Genomic DNA, 20,783 nt, shown 5'->3' with positions numbered 1-20,783 from the left:
AGATGGCCCCCCTACCGAAGTAGCTAGAACGCCGGGCTGACATCGAGCGCAAGAAGCCCCACGACCACCCCGCACCCGACGGTGGCCGCAACCATGCCAGCATACATCATCCCGTAGACGGCTGCCCTCGACATGCTCGCCAAGGTAGCGCCGTCGGGGTGACGGAATGAGGCGGACTAGAACGCCCTTCGCTACGGCCCCCGATGCGGCAACCAGCTCCAGATCCGCATCAGCGCATCGATGAGCAACGGCAGGCCGATCACCAGTCCGATGATCGCCCCACCGACAAGACCTCGCGCACGAAGCCCGCCAGCGACTGGCAGCAGCCCGGATGGCCTCTGCATCCAGCTGGATCCGCTCTCCTGACCGCTCTCTACGTCTCCGCTCCGCCCGGATCTCCGCCAGCGTCGGCAATCGGGCCGTGGATGGCCTCAAGGCGGTCGAGGTCGTCATCCGTCACCTTCGTTAGATCGTAGGAGCCGATGGCGCCGGAGTGCTTGTGCTTCTCGACGATGAGGCCGAACAGTTTCGCCTTGCCCATCGTGGCGGACACAGCGGCACTGGTCTGCTTCTCGGTGAGCGCAAGCCTGCGGGCCTCTTCCAACTCGGCGGCGAGGCTTTCAACAGTCACCTCGACGCGCTTGGCGCCGCGCTGCTGGATCTCGGCGACACGAGAGGCCACCCTCTCATTTCCTCTCAACCTTGAGCAGTTGCCGTCGTGGGCCTTGAAACCTGCGGTCACATAGGCTTCCGTCGCGCTCTCTCCCCCTAGCGAGGGCCTGAGCGAATCGTTCATGGCGAGGATTGCTAAGAGGGGGCATGGGGCGCTCAGCGAGGCTCCAATCATAAAATCAGGGAACCTAAATGAAGATCTACGTCCAATTCCAGGAATTCTCAGCCAAGACCGGCCGGCCGATTGACCACCCAAGCGTGTCGGATTTCGAAACGACGGACGCTGGTTTTGCCCTCATCCCGAACGTCGGGGACTTTGTCGAGCTCGTTCGAATGGGATCTAAAGATCCTGCTGCCTATTCGGGCCGAGTGAAGAGCCGCCTGTTCCGCTATTTCGAACAAGACAGCTGTGGAATCACCATTGTCGTGGAAAACGCAGACGACGCGGACTGGGGCGCACTCATCAAAGAATAGCCTGGCGGCCTCTTTACAACGGCATTCAGAAGCGGGGGTCAGCGAGCGCGAAGAGCAGCCTCGGTCAGCCGGCCTTACGCGATCTGCACGCGACGGCGAGCGCATTCCCGCTTGCCGTTCGCCGCATATCGGGTGCCTGACCTTGAGAGCCGGCGCCGACGGTTCGGCGTGACCTGCGGAGATGGTGCCAGCCCGCGCTCAATGGCGGGCGGCGTCACCACCGAGGCGGCAGCGCCGCCAGCGAACACCGAGGCGAGCGCGGCCATGCCGAGGCCCATGAATGAGCGGCGGAACATGTTTTACTCCGGAGCTATCTGATGAAGAAAATGACAGCCGCTGCGCTGATTGCGGGCTTAGGCTTCGGTGGGTTTGCCCAGACCGGGCCCGCGAAAGCGGCGCCTATGACTCTCGCCTGCGATCTAGTTGCGACGACGACGAGAGCAACTAGATTTATCGAGGCAGATCAGTTCGTGTTCGATCTTGAAGATCAGTCGGTCAGCATCCGCGCAGCCAAGACGATTGGAACCGAGGCCCCCGTTGACTGGCTCTTTACGAACCGCACAGACATGTTCGGGGAAGACCACTTCGTCCTCTCACGCCGCGGGTCAGACATCGTTGGCGCAGGGATCTATGGTTCGAACCCGGTTGCCATTCGTCTTAGATCGGATGGCGCCCTGACTTGGGTGTTTGTCGACTTGGAAGGCACGCCTCAGACAATGCGCTGGGGCTGCCAAAAGTAAGCCTAAGGCGCCGACTTAGAACTTGGTGGCCGGGAGGCTGAACCTCACCGGCCGGCGCCGCTGGCGGGGTCATTTCACGACAAGAACGTCGATGCGACCCAGCCTATGGCGAAAGCCGCACCGCACAGAACGATGTTGCCTGTCAAAATGATGAGAAAGTGAATCGCGCCACGCTCGCGCATGCCGACTTCGAACGCTGCACGATTGCTAAAGAAAAATAGCAAAACTGCCACTGCCCCGAGAGGCACCAATACCCAAAGCGCAAACTGCACATAGCCTAGGTACAAGCATGCAGCGATAAACGCCGCGTACAACGTGTTGGGCATATGCCCCTCATGATGTTTCGTTTTTTTTGGTGAAAAGTCTCGCATATTTCAGCGTTACTTGTGGTTGGATTGTGATATTCTGAACTATGGGGACATAGTTAGTCCAAGCCGCCAATGGTTAGGCTTGAGTGGTAGGAACCCGCTATCTCGGTGAGGGGATACCGAAGTCCTCGCTCAAATCATTGTCCAGAAGTGTCTTTGATGGGATCGAGTTGAGCCTAAATTCCTTATTTATGGGCTTCCTCCGGGCCTTGTGCGGTGGCCTGGCCTTGGTTGTTGCCCGAGTGATCGGGTGCAATCCAAGATTGCATCTGATCGCTCGGGCCTCAAGGCTACAGGATTTTGAAGCGAGTAACTCGCAAATGCATTGCGCTCTAGCTAATTGCTATTCAAAATCATTCAAAAATTCATTGAAAATTTGGTGGAAATTGTATTCCCTGAAGTTCCTCGCAGTGGTTTGATTTCGGTCGAGTCGGCGTGAAGAGGGGTGCAATCTGGGATTGTTGGTGATGGGTGGAGGAGGAGCCAGTGTCGAATTTCGACGCGATATGGTGATGTCCGTACGCAGGGTGCGCCCAGGGGCGCGTTTTGGTGTCCTTCTTAGGCCTGTCGTAAAGGCGTCGGGGCTGCTCCGATGGGGCGATGTGCAGTTTCACGGGCCGCCAGGCGGACTACAGTCATGAAATCTGTCAGTGTTGTTGTAGTCGCATATAACAGTGCTCATATAATCGCTGGTGCTTTGTCTGAACTTGATGGAGTGCGGGAGATCATATGCATTGATAACGCCAGTAGCGATGATCTCTCTATGGCTCTGTCTGGCATACGTGCCAAAATTGTCAGAAACGAAGCCAATATAGGATTTGGTCGCGCTTGCAATCAGGGCTCGGCCGTTGCTTCGGGTGAATTTGTTCTTTTCATAAATCCTGATGTACGTGTGAATGGTGAAACTCTTCCAAGGCTTCTCGAAGCGGTGCGTCGATATCCGGACTGCGGCGTCTTTCTTCCGATGACGCGTCGATCCGATGGAGGGCTTTGGATCAAAAATGCTCCGGCTGGTCACGTTAGTCGAGGTCGCAATCGTGAGGTTATTGGTCAGGTTGGCGGCGATTTTTGCAGTCAGTTTTTGGACGGGAGTATATTTCTAATTCGAAGATCACTGTTCACCGATTTCGGTGGATTCGATAGGAACATATTCTTGTACTACGAGGATGATGATCTCTCTCGAAGATTGGGGGCGGCGAGATCGCCAATTATCATCGTGAAGGATTCTTTTGCGATGCACGGCGCCGGCGAGTCTGTCTCCGGTGGAGTTTCAAAAGAGATATATAGAAACAAGCATAAGAAAATATCTGAGATATATTATAATAGGAAGTACGGAATAGAGTATAACATTGTATTCGACGTATTTCGTCATCTTTTTAAGGCTGTATTTTATGCTGTTGTGTTCGACAAACGTCGCTTGATGTCTTCGTTAGGGCGGATACTTGGGTTATTCAGCCATATGACGAGTAGAACATGATGTCTTGAGGCTGTGCTTGGTGGCATCGATGCCTGCGTGTTGCGGGGGATATGGCTGTGAGCTTGTCACGTCGAATGGAGCTGCATAGGCCTGGGGTCTAGCTGATTTGGGCCTCATTTGAGCACAGCGAGTTGCCCTTTACCCCGCTGAGGGTCGGGCGGGACCCGGATGCTCGCGTTCTCCATATTCCCGCGACCTCGCGCTATATGCTGCGTGTCGGTGAGGCCGACATCTGTTTCGACATGCCGGAGGCGGTTCATTTCGAGCTTCGTGGCCATTCCTGCTGCGAAATTCTCGGTCGCGCGATCGGTTTTGGATGCCGCTCCCGGAGGGGGGCTTGTCCCATTGTCACGCTGGCGTGGTCGTGAGGGTGTGGAACTGTAACGCTCGATCCGCAATCTCGCTGGCTGGGGCTTAAGCCTGCAGAGCTCGGCCCTGCAACGGGCATTGAGCCAACGGTGGCGGGCGCCTGAGGAGGGCGATGATTAGGGCGCCGCAGGTGAGCGGATGCGGATAGCTATCGTTGTTCATCTCTATTTTCATGACCTTTGGCCAGAGTTCGAGGATGCGCTTCGGCGAGTAGATGCGCCCTTTCATTTGATCGTGACCCTAAATGAACTTGATCCAGATGCCCGTATGCGAGCCTGCTTCGGACGATGCCAAGTCGTAGTCTATCCGAATAAGGGGCGTGACGTGGGGCCGTTCATGCAGCTGCTTCGTGAGGGATTTCTCGATGGCTTCGGGTTTGTCTGCAAGTTGCATGGCAAGTGATCGGCCAAGGCAGGGCCACGTGCTGTTCTCGGTGCCGTCTGGCGCTGGGCGCTGCTTAGAGAGCTTGTTGGTTCTTCCAGCGCGTTCAGGAACATCGTCGATTGTTTTGAGCGTGATCCCACGGTTGGCATGATCGGATCGCGTCATTTCAGATTGCCCAATCAGTACAAGGGGGAAGCCGCCGCCTGAGGCAGAAATGCGGAAATGGTCGGAAGCTGGCAATGCGTCTTGGGGGGGCGCAATCTGATGACGTGAAGCTCGAATATTTTGCTGGAACCATGTTCTGGGTGCGCAGTGAGGTTTTGTCCGCGCTCAGAATGCTGGACCTCTCGCTGGAAAACTTCCACGAGGAGAATGGGTCCATCGATGGCGGGCTTGAGCATGCCCTAGAAAGACTCTTTGGTATTGCGGTGACAGCCGTCGGCATGCGGGTGGTTGACATATCGGGCTGGCTCGGAGGACGCGGCGTGGTGCCTCAGCACAGCAGCATGCCGAGACATTCCTAACCTCGCTGGGCGATCCGAGAGGGCAGATCGGCCAGAATCAATAGCAAACCCAAATGCCGCGTCCTTGGCAATGGGTTGAGGCGAGATGGGGCGCTAGGATGTCGAGGGGGCTGCTGAAAGCCTCCGAGTACCCGCTCTGCCAAATGTGGACCGGGCGCGCCGAGGCAGACAGTGTGCCCTTGCAATAATTGGTCCACCCTGCGGGGCTCCGCGTGCAGCGGCCTGGCGGAAAGGTCAACTCACAGGCTGACGATAACGGTGCCCAAGCAGGCCAACGCGGCTATCAGGCTGGTGCGATCCAGTGTTGCAAAGACGACGGGATCATCGTGCATCTCGCCCCGATGCGTGAGCAGCAAGGTGCGGCTGATCCAGAACAACAGTATCACGCAGATTATCCAGAGTCTGTCGGGATGCGAATACAGAATGAGGACGGCCGGGCTGTTGAAATAAAGCGCCAAGACGAGGATCGAGATGTAGCCCGAGGCTGCCGCCATCGATTGCAAGGCCGGCAGATCAGCGAGCCGGTAGCCGCGCCCTCGCGGCTCCCCCTTCTCTCCCTGGATATGATCGATTAACTCGGAGCACCGCTTCACGAGGGCTAGGCAGAGAAAGATGAAGATCGCGAAGGCGATGAGCCATGGCGACAGCACCAATTGCGTAGCTGCGGCGCCCGCCCAAATTCGGCATCCGTAGAGGCATGCGAGCGCGATCACGTCGATCAGCATCTTCTTTTTTAAGAAGAAGGAATAGGCGCATGTTACGACATAGTAGATACTGAGGACACCGATGAACTCGGCGTGGAGAAACAACGCGAGTCCGAATGATGAGGTCAGCAGAAGTGGAATTAGCAGCACGCCATGCATGACCGGAATTTTTCCGGCGGCGAAAGGTCTTGTCCGTTTGCGCGAATGGGCTCTATCATTGCGCAAGTCAAGCAGGTCATTAAGTATATATACACTCGAGGCGCAAAGGCAAAAGCTCAGAAACGCTAACATACTGACGCCGAAGAGGCTAATGAAGTCGTGTGCCGCCAACGGCGGCACGAAGATAAGAAGGTTCTTCAGCCACTGATGTGGACGGAGGGTCCGGATATACTCCATGATATGTACTTCGCGAAGGCCGATTGACTTGGCCTCCGGTGCCCACGCGCGCACATCGGTCAGGTGCTTCTTGCGAGCGTTGGCGATATAGACCCGACGTGCCATGCGCCAGACTGCCTCGTCGATCTTCGCGTCGCCGATATAGTCGAAGCCGCCTTCGCCGAACGCCTCACATAGCCGTCGCGATTTGGCCGAACCGGAAAGGTTGATGCCTTCCTCCGATCCGAAGACGCCGTCGAACAGCTGCAAATGCTCGGCAACGCTTTGCGCATCGCGTCGATCGGATGCCGAGGCCAAATAGATCCTTCGTCCGCTCTCCCGTTCGGCTCGGAGGAACTCCAGGACGTCGGTGTTGATCGGCAGCCTCTCCGCCTCGATGATACCGCTGTCGGCCAGTCGGCCTTTGAGTTCCGCCCGTCCGTGCCGCAATCCTCCGATGGCATGTATTGCCTTCAGTGGGTCCTGCGACAACAGGCCCAGAAGCGATTCCAGAAAGATGTCGCTTCGTATCAACGTACCGTCCAAGTCGACAACAAGCGGAACCGAATTGCTGTCCATCCCGTCCTCCCCCGAAAACGGACATGCCGGCTTCTTAGGGCCGGGAAGCGTTAAACATTGCTGCTGGATCTGGATTGGGCGGACGTTTGCACTTCACGACTGGCGGCCACTCCGACCATCAGGATGCCGGCGAGGATGGTCGCGACCCCCATCAATTTCAGCAGAGACAGCTGCTCGCCGAAAATGAACCGTCCCCCCAAGACGGTCGTCACAATCCCAAGGGCGACGAATGGATATGCCGTAGAGATAGCTACCCGAGATAGAACGAATAGCCAAGCAAATACGCTCAGCCCAAAGAAAAAAATCCCCGCAAGGACCGCCGGGGAGGTGGCGATAGCAAGGATTGCCTGCATGAAGTCCGCGCCGTCCAGCTTGGTTTGCATGGCGGGGAGAGACATGCCCATTTTGAGGAGCAATTGGGCCCCGGACGAAAGTGCGACACTCAGCAGAATGAGACTGCCTAGAACTGGCGACATGAAAATTCCCCCGACGTTCGAGCCGTTGCACGTCGGCTGCATGGGGAGCTCCGGGCTGTCCCGCTGCCGCGTTCGTCTAGGCCACCGGCATTAGCCCCTTAGCTTCGGGGGGATGCGCAACCTATGCTAGCGTGATTTGGATGCGCCATCAATCGAGCCGGCAGCCGCATTTCGGCGTAACCGGGCGGCGCGGGCAATCTTCCAAGGAGGGCGCCGAGTCCGGCCCTGTCGTTCGGCCCGCGCCCTCCGGTCGGTGCACTTTTCGTTCTACCGGAGATATGCTAGCCACACTTTTGTAGTGGTGGGATTGGGGAGGTCCAAGACAGTGCATGAGGAGGCAGCTGCGGTCGTTGAAGTCGTGGATGGGCGTCCTGTCGACTGCGAGTTTGATATTGTTTCGCGCCTCGCGGATCGTGACCACGGTCCGCTGAGCGTCTCAGATCTCGCCGCGGCGCTGCGGGCGTCCGATCCGACCGTCGCGAGTTCCTTCTCTGAGTCCCCCCGCGCGATCGGAACCTATTGGTCTGCACTTGTTACTTTGGCCAGGCCGCGTCGATTTGCCTGTATGGATGCAGAGGATGACTCCGGCTTTCAGGCGCTGTTCGGTGCGATTCGAGCTGTGGGTGGTGACTGCCAGTGCATCGGAATTGGCCCGCGTTCCGCGTCCCACCAGGCGCCCAGTTGGGAAGCGTCCGGATCTCCGCCCCGCGATGCCGATCTCGCACGCTGCCATGCTGACGCGACCGGTGACTGGCGCTTCGATGTCGATAGTGCCGGGATCAGGCTCGAGGGCGGCTCGATCGACATGCTGTTCGTCGGAAGCCTCGCCACTGTCAGGGCGTTGCGCCGCGATTTCGAAGTCTGGCTTTCCAAGATGTCGTCCGATGGCATAATTCTGTTTCGCGATATGGAGCAGTTCGCCTCCGAGTTCGGCACCTGGCGTCTCTGGCGGACGCTGACGCAGCGATACCCCTTCATCGAGATCGGCGCCGAGGCGCGCATGGGCGTGCTCTTGGTCGGGAATGGGAGCCCGTTGGCTCGTTATCTCGACCCGAGCGGCCCTCTCTCGATTCTCAGCGAGATGAACGACCTGCTGCACCATGCCTCGCACCACATCTTGTCGGAGAACGACAACCTGCGCGCCAGGATGGAGACCCTGGGGAACAAGCTCTCCGAATACGAGGATCTCAGCCTGCGTCACAACGAGATGATGATCGAGAATGCGGATCTGCGAGCGCATATTGGCAGGCTCGATCATCGACTTGGCGATCTCAAATTATATCTCGATAAGTATGATCGGTCCCTCTATGGGCGCGTACGTACGGCAATGCGCCAGATTCGGCGTAGAATAAGGGGGATGTGATGGTCCAGTTCGCTTCCTTCTGGTACGGACAGCCGCTGAGTGCGTACGAACATCTCTGCATCTCGAGCTTCATTAAGGCCGGCCATTCATTTGATCTTTTCAGTTACGATCTCGAAATCAATGCCCCAGACGGCTGTAAAGTGAGGTCGGCATCCGAAATATATCCCAAGGATAAGATCTTCTTCTACAACGAAATGCCGACGCCCAAAGTATCCGCTTTTTCCAACATGTTCCGCTATCGCCTTGTGTATGAGACCGGCTGTTGCTGGGTTGATACGGATGTCTTGTGTCTCAATGCCAGCCTCAGCCTGTTGGAATCGGAAATCCTCTTCGCCAGACAGGATGCTCAGTTTCATAATGTTGCAGTGCTGCGCTTCCCTGCAGGGCATGAGGCCATGCGGCTTGCGGCCGAATATTGTTGGGAAAGACGGAATGTCAGCCGTTTTGGCGATCTCGGTCCAGGGCTGTTTACACAGGTCGTCGCGGAATATGGCCTAGAAGAGTGGTCGAGGCCAAGCAGCACCCTGTATCCGGTCCACTATCTGGAATCGGCGGCGTTGTTTGATCCGCAGCGGCTCGACTGGGTTCTAGAGCAGATTTCGCAGTCCGACATGCTTCATCTCTGGAATGAAACCTTCGATCGCATCGGATTCGACAAGATCCATCGCCCTCCGCCCGGCAGCTATCTCGCTACCGTGTTGGAGGAGGCGGGCCTCCTGGGGCTGTTTGGTTCAGGCGACGGCGATCGAAGTGCCTGATTTGCCCTGACGGCGTTCGGAAGCCGAACGATGTTTCGTTGACGAGGCGGTGCCGTAGGGGAATCTGGGCCTTGGAGGCGGCGCGGGCTTGTCTTGCCGGGGAGGGGAAAGGTTCTCGGGGCTGGATCAGACGGCGTGATCTGCCTCAGATGTGGTCTATCATATATAGAAGTCGCGCCAGTCGGAGTTGATTGACATCGGAGCACTTCCGGATAAATTCAAAAGTTGGGGATCCTTTGGCGCAATCAATAAATTCCGGTTCTGTGGCGATTGTCCAGATAGCCGCTGCTTTCGGCTGCGCATGAGAACGCAATATTTTCGATTTCAGAACCACATATTGGTTATCGTAGATGATAAGTGACCCAGATCGATCTTCTTTGTACAGTATTGATGTCGCGTATGATCCCGATCCGTTAGCTGCTCGGCGGGATGAGAAGGCATTCAATTCGGAGGATCTTCGAAGCAGCCACCAGCGGATGCTGGATGGGGCTGGCATGCACGATGTTGGGGCGGCTATCGGTGCCTATGTACTCGTATCGCTGATCTCGTCCGGTCAGGACTGGGCCAGTCGATTATGGCAGGCCGGCGGTCTGATAGAAGATTTCCCCTTCGCCGGCGAGGACGGCTCGGGACAAGGGGCTGCAGATGACGTTGTTTTCTGGGGCAGCGGCAAGCGCGACAATACTGCGCTCGGCGTAGAAATCGGAAGGCGCTCGGTATCTCGTGGCGTGCGCGGTCCGCTCACTCGTGATGTTCTGGGCCTTCCTCCGTCTACGCCCATGGGGGATCCGACTCTTCTGCTGCCACTTTTTCATAATGTCAGCTTGCAGGTTGCCACGGAAGACAAGGCAATTTGTGTTCCGCATCGTCTTGATAACACGTCCGACGCTACGCTGATCGCCTTGACTGGAGTTGACCTAGTCGTGCGCCCGGCTGTTGATTTTGGTTTGGTGAGACTGCGGGAGCACATCGACGATATCGCGAGCGCCTCGTTCGTTCTCGCTGGATCGCTTTACGCTGCTATGATCGCCTGCGCGTTTGATAGGCCGTTTGCTTTCTATGCTGACGGCCACACGGAATACCCATTTCAATGGTTTGACTTCGCTGCGAGCCTCCTCACAGAACCCAGTTTTGTGCATACATTGAGAGAAGGTCGAAAGAGCTACGAAGTGAGCAAGAAAGGCGGCATGCGAAAGCCGACACTGTCTCCTATTTTGAACGCAGCGCCATTCGCTGTCGATCCGGAGGTTGTCCTTCGTGCCGCAGAACAAGATGTGGTACACACGGAGATCTCTGTTGCCGATCGCGATCTACGCGAGAAATATCAGGCCATACTCAAGTTACAGACGTCGCTTCTGGCTGACAATGACTACTTGCAGCAGCAGGTCGCCACTCAGGGCCATGAAATCGCTCAGTTGCGGGATAAGATCGCGCGGCGTGAACGGGCCCTCAGCTATCGAATCGCGCACTTGCCCAGAAGCCTGACTCGCCTCCTCCGGCGACCGTTCGTTCGCGTAGGCTTTCACAAGAACGGGAAGCCGCGCGGCTGGTTGCGCAAGCTGTTGTTCAGCCGGCGCAAGCCGCGCCCCTGGGCGAGGCAGCTGGTATTCCGAAGCGACGGAACGCCTCGGCCCGCGTTTCACGACTTCATCTACAAATACAATATCTCGGATCGCGCGAGAGCCAGGCAAACGCTGATGCTTGCCCGATCCGTGCCGCCTGATGATGCGGCGATCCTGATCTGCTCCGACATGCCGCCAATGTTCGATCAGAGCAGTGGTGCACTTCGTCTCAAGACGCTGATCGAACTGGTTGCCGGGAAGGGGCGGCCGATCCTTTTCTGTTCGCATTTTGAGAAGCGCAGTCTTCCTGGCGCACTGGGTACTGCAGAGGGGCGCACCCGCTACGAGAAGGCACTTTACGACGTTGGCGTCAGGGAAATTCTCTACGGCCGCGGGGAACTTGAGCGCGCGCTTTCCCGGCCCGACGTGATGCTATCGGACGCCTTCCTGTCATTTCCGATGGTCGCGGAAGCGTTTCTTCCGATCATACGCCAGGCGCGCCCGGAGGCGACGGTTCTGTATGATATGGTGGATTTTCACGCCGTGCGCATGCGGCGCGAAGCGCAGCTGAAGGGCGATGCGGACATCGGGGCGATGGCCGAAGAAATGCAGCAGCGTGAAGTCTGGCTCGCCAACGAGGCGGACATCACGATTGCCATCAGCGACGACGAAAAGGGCGAACTGCTGAAATTGGCGCCGCTCGCCAACATCCAAACCCTGCCGAATATATTTTCCCTGCCAGCCTCTCCCCCGGAAGGTCCGGAGCTGAGAAAGGGAATCCTCTTCGTCGGCGGCTTCTGGCACCAGCCGAACGGAGATGCCGTCAAATGGTTCGTCGAGAGCATCTTTCCATTGGTCCGTGCTGCGCATCCCGACACCCATTTCACGATTGTGGGCAGCAATCCCGATGAGGAGATCCTGCGGCTCGCCAAGAAGCCGAATGTTTCGGTTCTGGGGTACGTCAAGGATTTGCGTCCACTCTACGAGGCGGCTCGTGTCTGCGTGGCGCCCTTGCGCTATGGCGCGGGGGTCAAGGGGAAGGTTGGCGAGGCGATGGCCAACGGATTGCCTGTGGTAGGCACTAGCATTGCGGTGGAGGGAATGCAGACGGAGTCCAATAGTCACTTCCTGCAATCCGACACGCCCGAAGGTTTTGCCGCGCAGATCGTTGCCCTGCTGGACGACGACGTGCTCTGGCGCGCCATGCAGGCAGATGGGCGCCGATTCATTGAGGATCGTTTCTCAGTTCAGGCGCTTTCCGCCAAAGTTGAGAGCCTATTTCGATGATGGAAACGGGTAAGGCGAATATTCTGGCTGTGGGGGTCTATCTCGCAGATGTCGAAAATACCGTCGAGCATATTCGCGCCAACTTTGCGGCGGCGAGCCACTTCAACGTGGTCCAGCGTTGGACTGCGATCGCCCTTACGCCCAACGCTCGCATCATTTCTCCGGAGGATCGTATCGTCAAGCAGCGGACCGCCCGCTTCAAGCTCATCAACCAGATGCTCGCCGACTGCGACGCGTTTGATTGGATCGTCGTTACGGACGACGATGTCGAGTTGGCGCCCGGTTTCCTCGACGATCTGATTTCCATCGCGGACAGGGCGGATTTTGCCCTATTCCAGCCAGCGCGCACTCGAGATAGTTTCATCGATCATTTGATTACGGCGCAATGCGATGGCGTAACGGCGCGTCGAACGAACTTTGTCGAGATCGGTCCTATTGTCTGCCTGCGCGCCGACGCGGCCCGTTTGCTGATACCCTTTGATCAAACAACCGAGATGGCATGGGGCCTCGACTATATCTGGCCGGTCCTCATAGCCGAGGCCGGCCTGAAGATGGGCATTGTCGACGGCGTTGCGGCGGCCCACCGCATTCGCAAGCCGAACGTCACCTATAGCGGGGACCATGCGCGGATCGAGTCCACGGTGTTGCTTGGTCGCCATCGTCACGTCCAGAAGAGCGATGCTTTCAGGGTTCTCGATGTCCTCGTATAGCAAGCAGGGTCATCACCATGGCCATTGAAATATCGGCGATCCTCACAACGTTCAATCGCGCGGAATTCCTGCCGCTGGTGCTTGATGCTCTAGTCAATCAGACGTTGGCGCGAGATAAATTTGAAGTCATCGTGGTGAATGATGGCTCAAGTGACGATACATTGTCGATTCTCGATCGATATCGGAATATCCTGCCGATCAAATGCTTTACGTTGCGCCATAGCGGCATCGCCACGGTCAAGAACATCGGTGTCTTCGCTGCGCAGGCTCCGATCGTCGTATTCCTCGACGACGACGACACCCTACACCCCAATGCCCTTCGTGCGCATTTTCATGCACACCAAACGCATTCGGAACCGAGACAAGCCATACTTGGCCACACGAATCTCGCGCCCGAAGTAACCAAGTCGCCGGTGATGGACTATGTCGTCAATCGGGCCGGGCTCCTGTTTTCTTATTCCAACCTCTCTTCATCGCGGCAGTACGGCTGGCGCGAGTTCTGGGGTGGGCGATCATCCTGCAAGCGTTCGTTTCTCGTCGAAAACGGCATGTTCACGCCCGAATTCCATTTCGGCTATGAGGATATCGAGTGCGGGTGGCGCCTGAATTCCTTGGGACTGGAAGTGTTCTATGAGCCCGCCGCGCAGTCGACAATGGTTCGTAGCGTCACCTTCGACGGGTTCTGCACCCGCTCCTATCGCCAGGGGGTGGCAGCTCACCATTTTCATCGGCTCCATCCCGTTTCGATCATCCGCGATTATCTTCAGATCGAGGAAACGATTGCGCTTTGGGAACGGTGCTGGCGCGACTACGGGTACATCCTGCGAACCGCGAGGCAGGCCGACCAGAGTGCCCGGGAGGCGCTGGATTCCGACCCGGCAGAGAATGATCGTCTTGGGATGCTCTACGACAGCTCGTTTCGACTCTCCTTCGCAAAGGGGTTCCAGGATGCGGCTTCGCTGGCGGAAGGACGGCCGCAGAGGAAGCAGGTGGGATACGGTCTCCCGGGTCGCTGAGGTCCTGTCGTGAGGCGGCGAGGGCGCGGATCGCACGGCCCGTGCGCTTTGCGCTGCTGCGCCCGGTCGCCGTGGCACGGCGGAAGATGGCGAGGATAGCCACCGGTCGGCTCCTGCCGCGCGCGATTTTGGCCTAACGCTGCCCTATTCCTAATTGAGTACGGACCTTAGATGCCGAGCGTGGCTCTCAGGTTGGTGAAGGAGAGCAGGGCGGCGAACAGAAAGAGGCCGACGCTGATGCGAGGCCCCAGTCGCGGAGCCTGCGGCCGGGTCCGAAGGAAGTCGACCAGGAGCATTGCCGTTCCGAGCAAGAGGACGGGGACGATCGGCGAAAGATAAAGCAACACTTCGTGCGGGTTGAAGTAGATGTGGAAGGCCATCAGGATCGCGAAGAACGCAGCCACGCCCGCGATGCGGACGAGATGACTGCTGACGGTCAGATAGATCAGGAAAGCCGCCTGGGCACCGAGGAGGCAGACGGCGAGCCAATGGGTGCCGGCGAAACGGATGGACGGATCCGGGCTCGCGGCAACAAAGTCCGGAACCGGAGCGACGATCGAGAAGAATATGAAGGAGAAAAAGACTTTCGATATTGTCGCAGGATCGATGAAGTTGCCAAGGGTCATCCACTTCTTAGCGTAGTCCAACTGTAGTTGGGCGGATTCACCTTGGTAGAGCAAATGTGGTCCGTAGCCGATTACCGCGGCAATTGCCAGCGCAGGCGCTAGCACAGTTATCCATTGACGTCGTGAGCGCAGCGCCGGCAGGAGCAGTACGGTTGCTGCCGCCGCCGGCAGGTAGAGCCATGTGCTCAAGCCGGCGACTACGGCATGACGGACCGCCGAACCGGGGCGCAGCTCGCGCTCGACGACAAAGCTGCTCCCGGACAACAGGCACGCCAGGATGCCGCAAACGGCAAGCGAATAGCTTTCCGGGACGGAGAACACGCTGAGCCAGCCGAAGCTGAAGACGCCGATCGCGGTCATTGTGGTGGCGAGCGGCAGGTCCAAGCCTGTCCGCCGCATCAGCCAGAAGAAGAGCGTGCCGGCTAGGCTCGCATAGAACGACAGGATGAGGAACATCGAGCGTGGATAGTCGATGCCAGGCCATTTCGAGAGCATGAAGGAAAGGCCGCCGGATATCGGACCGTAGGCCGGCCTCTTGTAGTATTCGTTGAATATATTGCTGCGAGTTATGTCCCCAAGGTGCTTGGGGTAGTCCCGATAGTAGTCCCTGTACTCACCGAAATCCGCGCTCATGACGAGGAAGTTCCGGAGGGCCGGCTGCGCCTCGATCGTCGCCTGGGCGCGGGGCAAATTGTATTGCAGGAGTGCCGACCAGGCCACCATTTGCAGGGCGATCGCCACGATGACGAGCAGCGCGGCGAGCCAAGGCGCCCGGTGCGATCCGAATATGGACTTCAAAGGAGAAGACTCCTCTCGCCGCTGGAGAGTTTTAGGCTGGTGAGATTGTCCCGCACTGAGGCAAGGTAGCCGTAGGGTCGGGCGGCGCCGCCGGCGGCGATTGCGCGGAAGAGGCGTACGAGCCCGATGAACTTGTCGAGTTCGTGCACATTCTTGCGATCCGAGAATGGCTCAAATGACCGGATCCAGACGGCTTCAATCGGTGTGCTGCTGATCGTAGTGGCCCCTTGAAGATAGCTGACCTGCCCTTCGGTCGCGACGCGATAGAATACTTCGGGGTCATTGTGAGGCGAAGGCTCGACTTCGTGGAAGTCCTCGAGCAGGCAGTCGGTGGTCTGCAGTGCCAATTTGGCGAGAGGCAGGTTCTTTCGGTAGCGAAACAACACCGACCGCCCCCGCGCGGGGGAGGCGCTTACTAGCCCTTCGCTGCGAACGAGCCCCCGCGAGAATGGATGCCAGTCGCCGTGGATGGTTCGGTAGAGCGAGAGGAAGTGGGTGAGAATACCAAAGTGCTCGATCCGCAGCTCCGCCCTGTTGCGTGATTTGCGCATGCGCGCGGCGAAGTAGGCGAGATTGGGCATGAGCGGCCAGTCTTCGAGCGAGTGCATGCGCTTCAGCCCGAGGCGGAGGGCCCGGACGGCGTCGGCGGGATCGCTAAAGGTTGGCGTATCGCAGAAATGCCGCGCATGCGGGAAGCGTCGGACAAGGCCTTCCTGGACGTCGAGCATGGCAGCTGCCGCCGTGCAGTTCATTGTCATGTCGAAGCGCTCGCCTTCCAGCGCGTCGAGGCTAGTGACAACGCGGATCCCTTCCAAGCCAGGGTGTAGCTCGGCCTCTGTGGAGCGGCGCAGGATCGTAACGGACTCGCGCAGGTACCCAGCCGCCAGCAATGCGGGAACGATGAACCGCCAGACACGCCAGGCCGCGCCGGCAATCAGGATTCTCGAATCCGGACGCTGCATCAGGCTCTCCCGAGATGCGCGGCGAGGCGATGACCCAGCGCCGCGACGGTCCATGTGGGATTGGCGGATCCGGCGACCGGAAAAACCGCAGACGACGCGCAATAGACGTTGTCGCATCCTGCCACCCTGCCGGCGGCATCGACCTGCCGCGCGCTTCCGTCTCCCATCGGCAGGCAGCCGGCCGGATGGCTGGCGCCGCGCAACTGTATGCCGCTCTCCAGGCGGACGGGACCCAGCAGGCCCGAAAGCCGCTTCGACAAGCGTTCCAGGAAGCGGTTCATGTCCTGCCAGGTGGCGCGCGAGATGCGCCAGCTGACCTCGCTGCGAGCGCCGAGCCTGATGAAGTTCTCGCGCTCGGGGAACTGCTCGAGGTTGATGATGATCTGCCAGCCGGATCCAGAGCCGTCATGGCCGGCCGGCCACAGGAACGCGGTATGGTTGCCGATTCCGTCTCGCTCGATTTCGTCCGCAGGCAAAGCGAAGGCGATCAAGCGTGAAGCCTGCCCGCGCAGCGTCATCAGGTGGGCAAGGCGGTCGCGACCGCGTCGCGCTTCGAGCTGGCCGACGATGCCCTTCGGGTGGTCCATGTATCCGCCGAATCGGGCTCCGTCGCCTCGCTTGCCCGTGCGCAAATGCTCACTCAAGGCAACAGACTCGATGCCGCCGCAGGCGACCACCACATCCCGCGGCTCGATCGCCAGTCGCCCCTGCGGGGTCTCTAGGTCCAATCGGTGCACCTCGCTCCCTGTGTGTGCCACGCCGATCAGGCCGGCCTCGGCGACGATATGGACGAGGCCGCTTCGCTCGAGTTCGTTCCATTGATCGATCAGCCGGACGGGCGGACGTTGCTCGAAGATCTCGATGAGCCGCAAGTCGTGGGCTTCGACCTCGGTTCGCCAGTCTTCGAGTGTCGCATCGCTCGACCAGGACGGAATGCCGTAGGCGCAGGCTACCGCTGCCAGGCTCGCCTCCAGCTCATCCAGGGAGAAGGGCCATTGTCGGTCGTCGTGTCGACGACGCATGTCGATTTCATCAAGGGCGCGCCACTTGCCGGACCAGAGCGATGCCGTGCCGCCGAGGCCGACAAAGCGCGGAACCCCGTCGAAGTCCGGCGGAACCTGAGCGCCGAAGTCGAATCCTCCGCTTCGTACGGCTTCCCGGCGGAAGGCGACTTGCGACAGGGCCGCGTCAGCTGTCCCGATTTCCCGACCGCCGCGTTCGACGACGACGACCGGGCGCCCCGCGGCGACTAGGCCGCGAACGACTTCGCGGCTGGCGAAGCCGGAGCCGAAGACAACGGTCGGCCGATGGGCCTCGGGGCGCCGCTGCCCGTCATGCACGATCATGGTGGCCTGCGAACGCGTTGCGGCTCGCCGGCTTTCCTGGCGGCAACAGACCATAGAGGAAAAGCAGCAGACCGAGACCTGAGAACCACAGATAGTTTTGCACGAAATTAAACGGGGAATCGGCAAGCAGGTTCAGGAATTGAAGGTGGTTGCTTGCTAGAATATAAAGAACTCCAAGCGCTGCGATGCCTCTCCCTCCGGCCGCCAGCAAGCGGATATACACAAGGATGAAGACCGGAAAGAGCACGCCATAATGATGCTCCCATGCAATGGGGGAGGCGACCACGCAGCTCACGGCCATCAAACAATATCCCTCGATGCCATGCTGATCCCGTGAACTCAATGGAATGAAAATGGCGGGGACCAGGATCACCAGCGCGCCAATTGTAGATATCGCGTGGACCCAAGCATTGTAAGGCGGGAAGAATAGGTCTGAGTTAATATTATCATAAATGTCCGGTCGCCCCCGCCCTATGAACCGATTGAGGAGCGCTCCGAGAGAGTTGTTTGGGTAGAACGATTCCGGCGTTGATGAAATATAAGAAAGTACGTTAAGGTAATCGATATTGTTCCTCCATCCAAAGATTACCAAAGAGGCGCCTAATCCGACAATGCAGACCGCCATGCAGGCGACTACAAAGCGCCATTCACGCCGTACGATGCCCCATAGCAAGAACAAACCAAAATGAGGCTTGACCAGCACAAACAGGCCAAGTAACGCGCCTGCTATCCCCCTTCGTCCGCAGATCCATGCCAGAACGCTGATTGCGAAGAGCGAGTTTAGCCAAACCTGAATCTGTCCTAGAGTGAAGGCTTTGACCAATGGATAGAAAGTGAACGCGGCAACAACTGTTGCAACAGAGCGTAGGCCGATGTCATAGACGCTTCCTACGGGTAGGCCTTTCTGTCGCCAGAATATCTCGACTGTAAGAACTAGAGCGACGACCATCAATGTGAAAAATATCGCCGAAGCTAGATCTAGGTGATTCTCCAGAATGTAAAAAGGAATTAATGCCGAGAGGGGATATTGGAATTTCCTGCCGATTTCGAAAAATATCTTGCTGTATACGGGTGTGTTGCTACCCAGTGGTGCGTGTCCTGTAAGGTAGTCAAGGGCTTGTCTCATGACGCCCCAGGAGTCATCGTAGATATTTCTTAAATTTAGTGTGTCCCACGTATGAATTAACGTGTTGTTGTTAAATCCAACAGGGGCGACGGCATATATTGCACAGTTTATTACAATCGAACTGAATAGAAGAAACAGGATCAACTGGCCGCGAAAGGCTGGAATATGATGTCCCGGTGTCGGTGGCTGCCGACTTGTAGCAAGTATCTTAGTTCGCAATCCATTCGCCATGTCTGTCGCCTGAGTTTAGCTAGATTTATTCATCGGTGAAACTAAGATCGAACGCTTGTCATTCTTTGAGGTGTCGAGGGGGGGGGGCGGCGACCGAGGGGGGATTTAGCCGTGCTTTTTGGCGATACTGTCTCCGGTCTGTATCGCGTGCTGCCCCACAAAAGACCGGCCAGCAGCAGTACTGCGCCAAGGAGCGTGCATGATGCTAGACTCCTTGAAATCAATTCCCCCGAAAGAACGAAATCGCCGCCTCTGGGGGGCGGCAGGGATCAACGGGAGTTTGATAAGAGATGCGACGCGGACAATAAAGCCTCCTGTGTAGCTTGAGCGATTTCCCGTAGATGCTATGTATACTGCAAAGATCAATAGTAAAAAGTGTGTCGTATTGCCTTCTCGCAGTGAATAGATTAGCGGTCCATTGACGAGCACCAGCGTGATGATGGTGGCTAATTGAATGGGGCGACGATGCTTGGCAAAGCTGCAAAGCATCCATGTGGCTATGACCGTGGCCAATATGCCGGCTGCAAGGAAGGCTGCTGCGGCCATTGCGGGAGGGGTGATCGCTGAGAATGGTGTCAAGACGATAGAAAATATGGGGATGTTTACAAACGTTACGGATTGATAGAGCTCCTCAAGGTTGTAATCTGTGCTCCATAGGGAGCGTCCAGCGGGGTAGTAAGCCTTGAGATAGTCGGAAAATAGACGACTGGGTGCCGAGATATTCCAGAAAATTACGCTGAGTGTCAGCGCGATCGGCAGCGGCCACCATGAGGCTGCTAGTGTGGCGTGTTTCCGAGCTTCGAGGATTGGGGGGGGCTTGGAAATGCGTGTCATTGTGCTTTTCCGATCGATTTTCGGCTGCCGCTTCTGAGGCGTGCCGTCAATCGTTCGAGGAGCCCGGCGAGTTGCCCCTTTTCGTGCGGGGGCGGGGATGAGAAGGCATTGGCGCCTTCCGGTCCCCATTCCCCATTCACATGCAGGTCATAGGGGTATCGGTCGTCCGGCAAGGCCGTCCCGGCCAGCACGGCTTCAATGAAGTCGAAGTCCAGGATGCCCGACGCTACCGTATCTTTTTCTGTCAGTCCCATGGCGCTGAGTATCGCTTCGGTGTCCTTTATGCTGGCCCGGTCAATATGGACAGGATCCGTATTGTCCAGCCCTTTCCAGTATCCGCGCAGCAGCACCAGGTAGTCGGCATCATCGGCAACGTGGGAGCGGGCTCTCTCGATGAAGGTCCGAGCAAATTCACGGTGCTTGTTGCCGTGCACGAATGATTTCCGCAAGAGGTCGCCATAGTATTGCTCGAAGTCATGGATGCCGACCACGGCCCCGATGCGCCGGGAGGGGAAGCCGCTCAGGGCGAGCTTGCGGAGCGTGCTGAATTCAGGGCGAATCTCGTCTCCCGGCCTGGGAATGAATGCTCTCGCCTTTTCCAGAAGCCGGGTTCGGTAGAGGCGGTGGCCGGCATGGCGATAGGTGCCGAGCAGCTTGTCGAATATCCGGCCTTCAATCTGGGCATAGTGGTCGGGAACGGTGGCCGCGGCTTCGATGAGGGCGCCAAGGGCTCCCTTGCGGAGCAGCACGTCGCCGTCCAGCGTCATCGTCCAATCCCGGCTGAGATCAAGGCCAATCTCGTACGTCTTGGCGAGCGCAGCTTCGAAGGGGCGTTCTGAGACGATCTCGATCGGAATCCCGAGCGCCTGCCGTGCGATGAGTTCATGGCACGCGCTGACCGTGCGCTCCCCGGCGGTTCGAATGACGATGGCGAGGCTCGGTTCCGTCATGTCCAGTTCGACTTTCGCTCACGATGTCGAGGGCGGTGAATGCAGCGGAATTGATTCATGTTTTGAACTATC

Annotated in this window: 22 protein-coding genes; 10 read left to right on the top strand and 12 right to left on the bottom strand. The window is 58.0% G+C overall.

Annotated elements, in window-relative coordinates; genetic code table 11:
- Positions 1-191: 191 nt before the first annotated feature.
- Together OSH12_RS11855 and OSH12_RS11850 are read right to left on the bottom strand one after the other, a co-directional pair.
- On the bottom strand, positions 192-344 hold the full coding sequence (locus OSH12_RS11855) for a hypothetical protein (protein ID WP_266343752.1): 153 nt from the start codon (positions 342-344) through the stop codon (positions 192-194).
- Between the two features lie 29 nt (positions 345-373).
- Complete coding sequence (locus OSH12_RS11850) at positions 374-682, bottom strand: hypothetical protein (RefSeq protein ID WP_266343751.1); 309 nt, start codon at positions 680-682, stop codon at positions 374-376.
- 182 nt (positions 683-864) lie between these two features.
- Here OSH12_RS11850 and OSH12_RS11845 point away from each other — a divergent pair, with 182 nt between their 5' ends.
- Complete coding sequence (locus OSH12_RS11845; protein ID WP_266343750.1) at positions 865-1,146, top strand: hypothetical protein; 282 nt, start codon at positions 865-867, stop codon at positions 1,144-1,146.
- A 74-nt stretch (positions 1,147-1,220) separates the two neighbouring features.
- On the opposite strand, the gene OSH12_RS11840 is transcribed toward OSH12_RS11845, so the two are convergent.
- Positions 1,221-1,442: a hypothetical protein gene (locus OSH12_RS11840; RefSeq protein WP_266343749.1), complete on the bottom strand. Its 222-nt coding sequence runs from the start codon at positions 1,440-1,442 to the stop codon at positions 1,221-1,223.
- Between the two features lie 21 nt (positions 1,443-1,463).
- Between OSH12_RS11840 and OSH12_RS11835 the strand changes: the two genes are divergently transcribed.
- The gene (locus tag OSH12_RS11835) at positions 1,464-1,886 is read left to right on the top strand and encodes a hypothetical protein (protein ID WP_266343748.1); all 423 of its coding nucleotides are present in this window, start codon (positions 1,464-1,466) and stop codon (positions 1,884-1,886) included.
- A 74-nt stretch (positions 1,887-1,960) separates the two neighbouring features.
- Here the strand turns inward: OSH12_RS11835 and OSH12_RS11830 are convergent, their stop codons facing one another.
- Positions 1,961-2,212, bottom strand: a complete 252-nt coding sequence (locus OSH12_RS11830; RefSeq protein WP_266343747.1) for a hypothetical protein — start codon at positions 2,210-2,212, stop codon at positions 1,961-1,963.
- Between the two features lie 679 nt (positions 2,213-2,891).
- On the opposite strand from OSH12_RS11830, the gene OSH12_RS11825 reads away from it, so the two are divergent.
- The 3 genes from OSH12_RS11825 to OSH12_RS11815 all read left to right on the top strand — a co-directional run bounded on the left by OSH12_RS11825 (position 2,892) and on the right by OSH12_RS11815 (position 5,008).
- On the top strand, positions 2,892-3,731 hold the full coding sequence (locus OSH12_RS11825) for a glycosyltransferase family 2 protein (RefSeq protein ID WP_266343746.1): 840 nt from the start codon (positions 2,892-2,894) through the stop codon (positions 3,729-3,731).
- Between the two features lie 507 nt (positions 3,732-4,238).
- Positions 4,239-4,502, top strand: a complete 264-nt coding sequence (locus tag OSH12_RS11820; RefSeq protein ID WP_266343745.1) for a rhamnan synthesis F family protein — start codon at positions 4,239-4,241, stop codon at positions 4,500-4,502.
- Between the two features lie 251 nt (positions 4,503-4,753).
- A complete protein-coding gene (locus tag OSH12_RS11815; RefSeq protein WP_266343744.1) occupies positions 4,754-5,008 on the top strand; it encodes a rhamnan synthesis F family protein in 255 nt (84 codons plus the stop codon).
- A 239-nt stretch (positions 5,009-5,247) separates the two neighbouring features.
- Here the strand turns inward: OSH12_RS11815 and OSH12_RS11810 are convergent, their stop codons facing one another.
- Entirely contained in the window at positions 5,248-6,666 is a 1,419-nt protein-coding gene (locus tag OSH12_RS11810; RefSeq protein ID WP_266343743.1) for a UbiA family prenyltransferase, read from the bottom strand.
- A 50-nt stretch (positions 6,667-6,716) separates the two neighbouring features.
- Positions 6,717-7,184 carry a DMT family transporter gene (locus OSH12_RS11805; RefSeq protein ID WP_266343742.1) on the bottom strand — a complete coding sequence of 156 codons (468 nt, stop codon included), beginning with the start codon at positions 7,182-7,184 and terminating at the stop codon, positions 6,717-6,719.
- Positions 7,185-7,467: 283 nt separating this feature from the next.
- Here OSH12_RS11805 and OSH12_RS11800 point away from each other — a divergent pair, with 283 nt between their 5' ends.
- From OSH12_RS11800 to OSH12_RS11780, 5 genes are all read left to right on the top strand, one after another.
- Positions 7,468-8,505 (top strand): class I SAM-dependent methyltransferase, encoded by a 1,038-nt coding sequence (locus tag OSH12_RS11800; RefSeq protein ID WP_266343741.1) that lies wholly within the window; start codon positions 7,468-7,470, stop codon positions 8,503-8,505.
- Positions 8,505-9,263: a hypothetical protein gene (locus tag OSH12_RS11795; RefSeq protein ID WP_266343740.1), complete on the top strand. Its 759-nt coding sequence runs from the start codon at positions 8,505-8,507 to the stop codon at positions 9,261-9,263. Before OSH12_RS11800 ends, OSH12_RS11795 begins: the two co-directional genes overlap by 1 nt.
- A gap of 377 nt (positions 9,264-9,640) precedes the next feature.
- On the top strand, positions 9,641-12,112 hold the full coding sequence (locus OSH12_RS11790; RefSeq protein WP_266343739.1) for a glycosyltransferase: 2,472 nt from the start codon (positions 9,641-9,643) through the stop codon (positions 12,110-12,112).
- Positions 12,109-12,822, top strand: coding sequence for a hypothetical protein (locus OSH12_RS11785; protein WP_266343738.1), 714 nt, complete (start codon positions 12,109-12,111; stop codon positions 12,820-12,822). Before OSH12_RS11790 ends, OSH12_RS11785 begins: the two co-directional genes overlap by 4 nt.
- 17 nt (positions 12,823-12,839) lie before the next feature.
- Positions 12,840-13,838: a glycosyltransferase family 2 protein gene (locus OSH12_RS11780; RefSeq protein WP_266343737.1), complete on the top strand. Its 999-nt coding sequence runs from the start codon at positions 12,840-12,842 to the stop codon at positions 13,836-13,838.
- 167 nt (positions 13,839-14,005) lie between these two features.
- Here the strand turns inward: OSH12_RS11780 and OSH12_RS11775 are convergent, their stop codons facing one another.
- The 6 genes from OSH12_RS11775 to OSH12_RS11750 all read right to left on the bottom strand — a co-directional run bounded on the left by OSH12_RS11775 (position 14,006) and on the right by OSH12_RS11750 (position 20,711).
- Positions 14,006-15,205 (bottom strand): hypothetical protein, encoded by a 1,200-nt coding sequence (locus OSH12_RS11775; protein WP_266343736.1) that lies wholly within the window; start codon positions 15,203-15,205, stop codon positions 14,006-14,008.
- A 53-nt stretch (positions 15,206-15,258) separates the two neighbouring features.
- Complete coding sequence (locus OSH12_RS11770; protein WP_266343735.1) at positions 15,259-16,224, bottom strand: Rossmann-fold NAD(P)-binding domain-containing protein; 966 nt, start codon at positions 16,222-16,224, stop codon at positions 15,259-15,261.
- Positions 16,224-17,570, bottom strand: coding sequence for a GMC oxidoreductase (locus OSH12_RS11765; protein WP_266343734.1), 1,347 nt, complete (start codon positions 17,568-17,570; stop codon positions 16,224-16,226). The genes OSH12_RS11770 and OSH12_RS11765 overlap by 1 nt, the downstream gene beginning before the upstream one ends.
- Entirely contained in the window at positions 17,557-18,927 is a 1,371-nt protein-coding gene (locus tag OSH12_RS11760; RefSeq protein ID WP_266343733.1) for a glycosyltransferase family 87 protein, read from the bottom strand. Before OSH12_RS11760 ends, OSH12_RS11765 begins: the two co-directional genes overlap by 14 nt.
- 105 nt (positions 18,928-19,032) lie before the next feature.
- The gene (locus OSH12_RS11755) at positions 19,033-19,761 is read right to left on the bottom strand and encodes a glycosyltransferase 87 family protein (protein ID WP_266343732.1); all 729 of its coding nucleotides are present in this window, start codon (positions 19,759-19,761) and stop codon (positions 19,033-19,035) included.
- On the bottom strand, positions 19,758-20,711 hold the full coding sequence (locus tag OSH12_RS11750) for a hypothetical protein (RefSeq protein WP_266343731.1): 954 nt from the start codon (positions 20,709-20,711) through the stop codon (positions 19,758-19,760). The genes OSH12_RS11755 and OSH12_RS11750 overlap by 4 nt, the downstream gene beginning before the upstream one ends.
- Between the last annotated feature and the right edge of the window lie 72 nt (positions 20,712-20,783).

Origin of the sequence: Kaistia terrae, assembly GCF_026344005.1 — a bacterium.
Lineage (GTDB): Bacteria > Pseudomonadota > Alphaproteobacteria > Rhizobiales > Kaistiaceae > Kaistia > Kaistia terrae.
The sequence above is the reverse complement of the archived record's forward strand: the minus strand, read 5'-3'. Positions and strand labels throughout refer to the sequence as shown.

Bases quoted from the DNA above. Each gene is read 5' to 3' on its own strand.
- OSH12_RS11845 (WP_266343750.1), top strand. From the start codon at position 865: ATGAAGATCTACGTCCAATTCCAGGAATTCTCAGCCAAGACCGGCCGG.
- OSH12_RS11830 (WP_266343747.1), bottom strand. From the start codon at position 2,212: ATGCCCAACACGTTGTACGCGGCGTTTATCGCTGCATGCTTGTACCTA.
- OSH12_RS11795 (WP_266343740.1), top strand. From the start codon at position 8,505: ATGGTCCAGTTCGCTTCCTTCTGGTACGGACAGCCGCTGAGTGCGTAC.
- OSH12_RS11785 (WP_266343738.1), top strand. From the start codon at position 12,109: ATGATGGAAACGGGTAAGGCGAATATTCTGGCTGTGGGGGTCTATCTC.
- OSH12_RS11855 (WP_266343752.1), bottom strand. From the start codon at position 344: ATGCAGAGGCCATCCGGGCTGCTGCCAGTCGCTGGCGGGCTTCGTGCG.
- OSH12_RS11760 (WP_266343733.1), bottom strand. From the start codon at position 18,927: ATGGCGAATGGATTGCGAACTAAGATACTTGCTACAAGTCGGCAGCCA.
- OSH12_RS11820 (WP_266343745.1), top strand. From the start codon at position 4,239: ATGCGGATAGCTATCGTTGTTCATCTCTATTTTCATGACCTTTGGCCA.
- OSH12_RS11805 (WP_266343742.1), bottom strand. From the start codon at position 7,184: ATGCAGCCGACGTGCAACGGCTCGAACGTCGGGGGAATTTTCATGTCG.
- OSH12_RS11840 (WP_266343749.1), bottom strand. From the start codon at position 1,442: ATGTTCCGCCGCTCATTCATGGGCCTCGGCATGGCCGCGCTCGCCTCG.
- OSH12_RS11765 (WP_266343734.1), bottom strand. From the start codon at position 17,570: ATGATCGTGCATGACGGGCAGCGGCGCCCCGAGGCCCATCGGCCGACC.
- OSH12_RS11755 (WP_266343732.1), bottom strand. From the start codon at position 19,761: ATGACACGCATTTCCAAGCCCCCCCCAATCCTCGAAGCTCGGAAACAC.
- OSH12_RS11750 (WP_266343731.1), bottom strand. From the start codon at position 20,711: ATGACGGAACCGAGCCTCGCCATCGTCATTCGAACCGCCGGGGAGCGC.
- OSH12_RS11780 (WP_266343737.1), top strand. From the start codon at position 12,840: ATGGCCATTGAAATATCGGCGATCCTCACAACGTTCAATCGCGCGGAA.
- OSH12_RS11825 (WP_266343746.1), top strand. From the start codon at position 2,892: ATGAAATCTGTCAGTGTTGTTGTAGTCGCATATAACAGTGCTCATATA.
- OSH12_RS11835 (WP_266343748.1), top strand. From the start codon at position 1,464: ATGAAGAAAATGACAGCCGCTGCGCTGATTGCGGGCTTAGGCTTCGGT.
- OSH12_RS11770 (WP_266343735.1), bottom strand. From the start codon at position 16,224: ATGCAGCGTCCGGATTCGAGAATCCTGATTGCCGGCGCGGCCTGGCGT.
- OSH12_RS11810 (WP_266343743.1), bottom strand. From the start codon at position 6,666: ATGGACAGCAATTCGGTTCCGCTTGTTGTCGACTTGGACGGTACGTTG.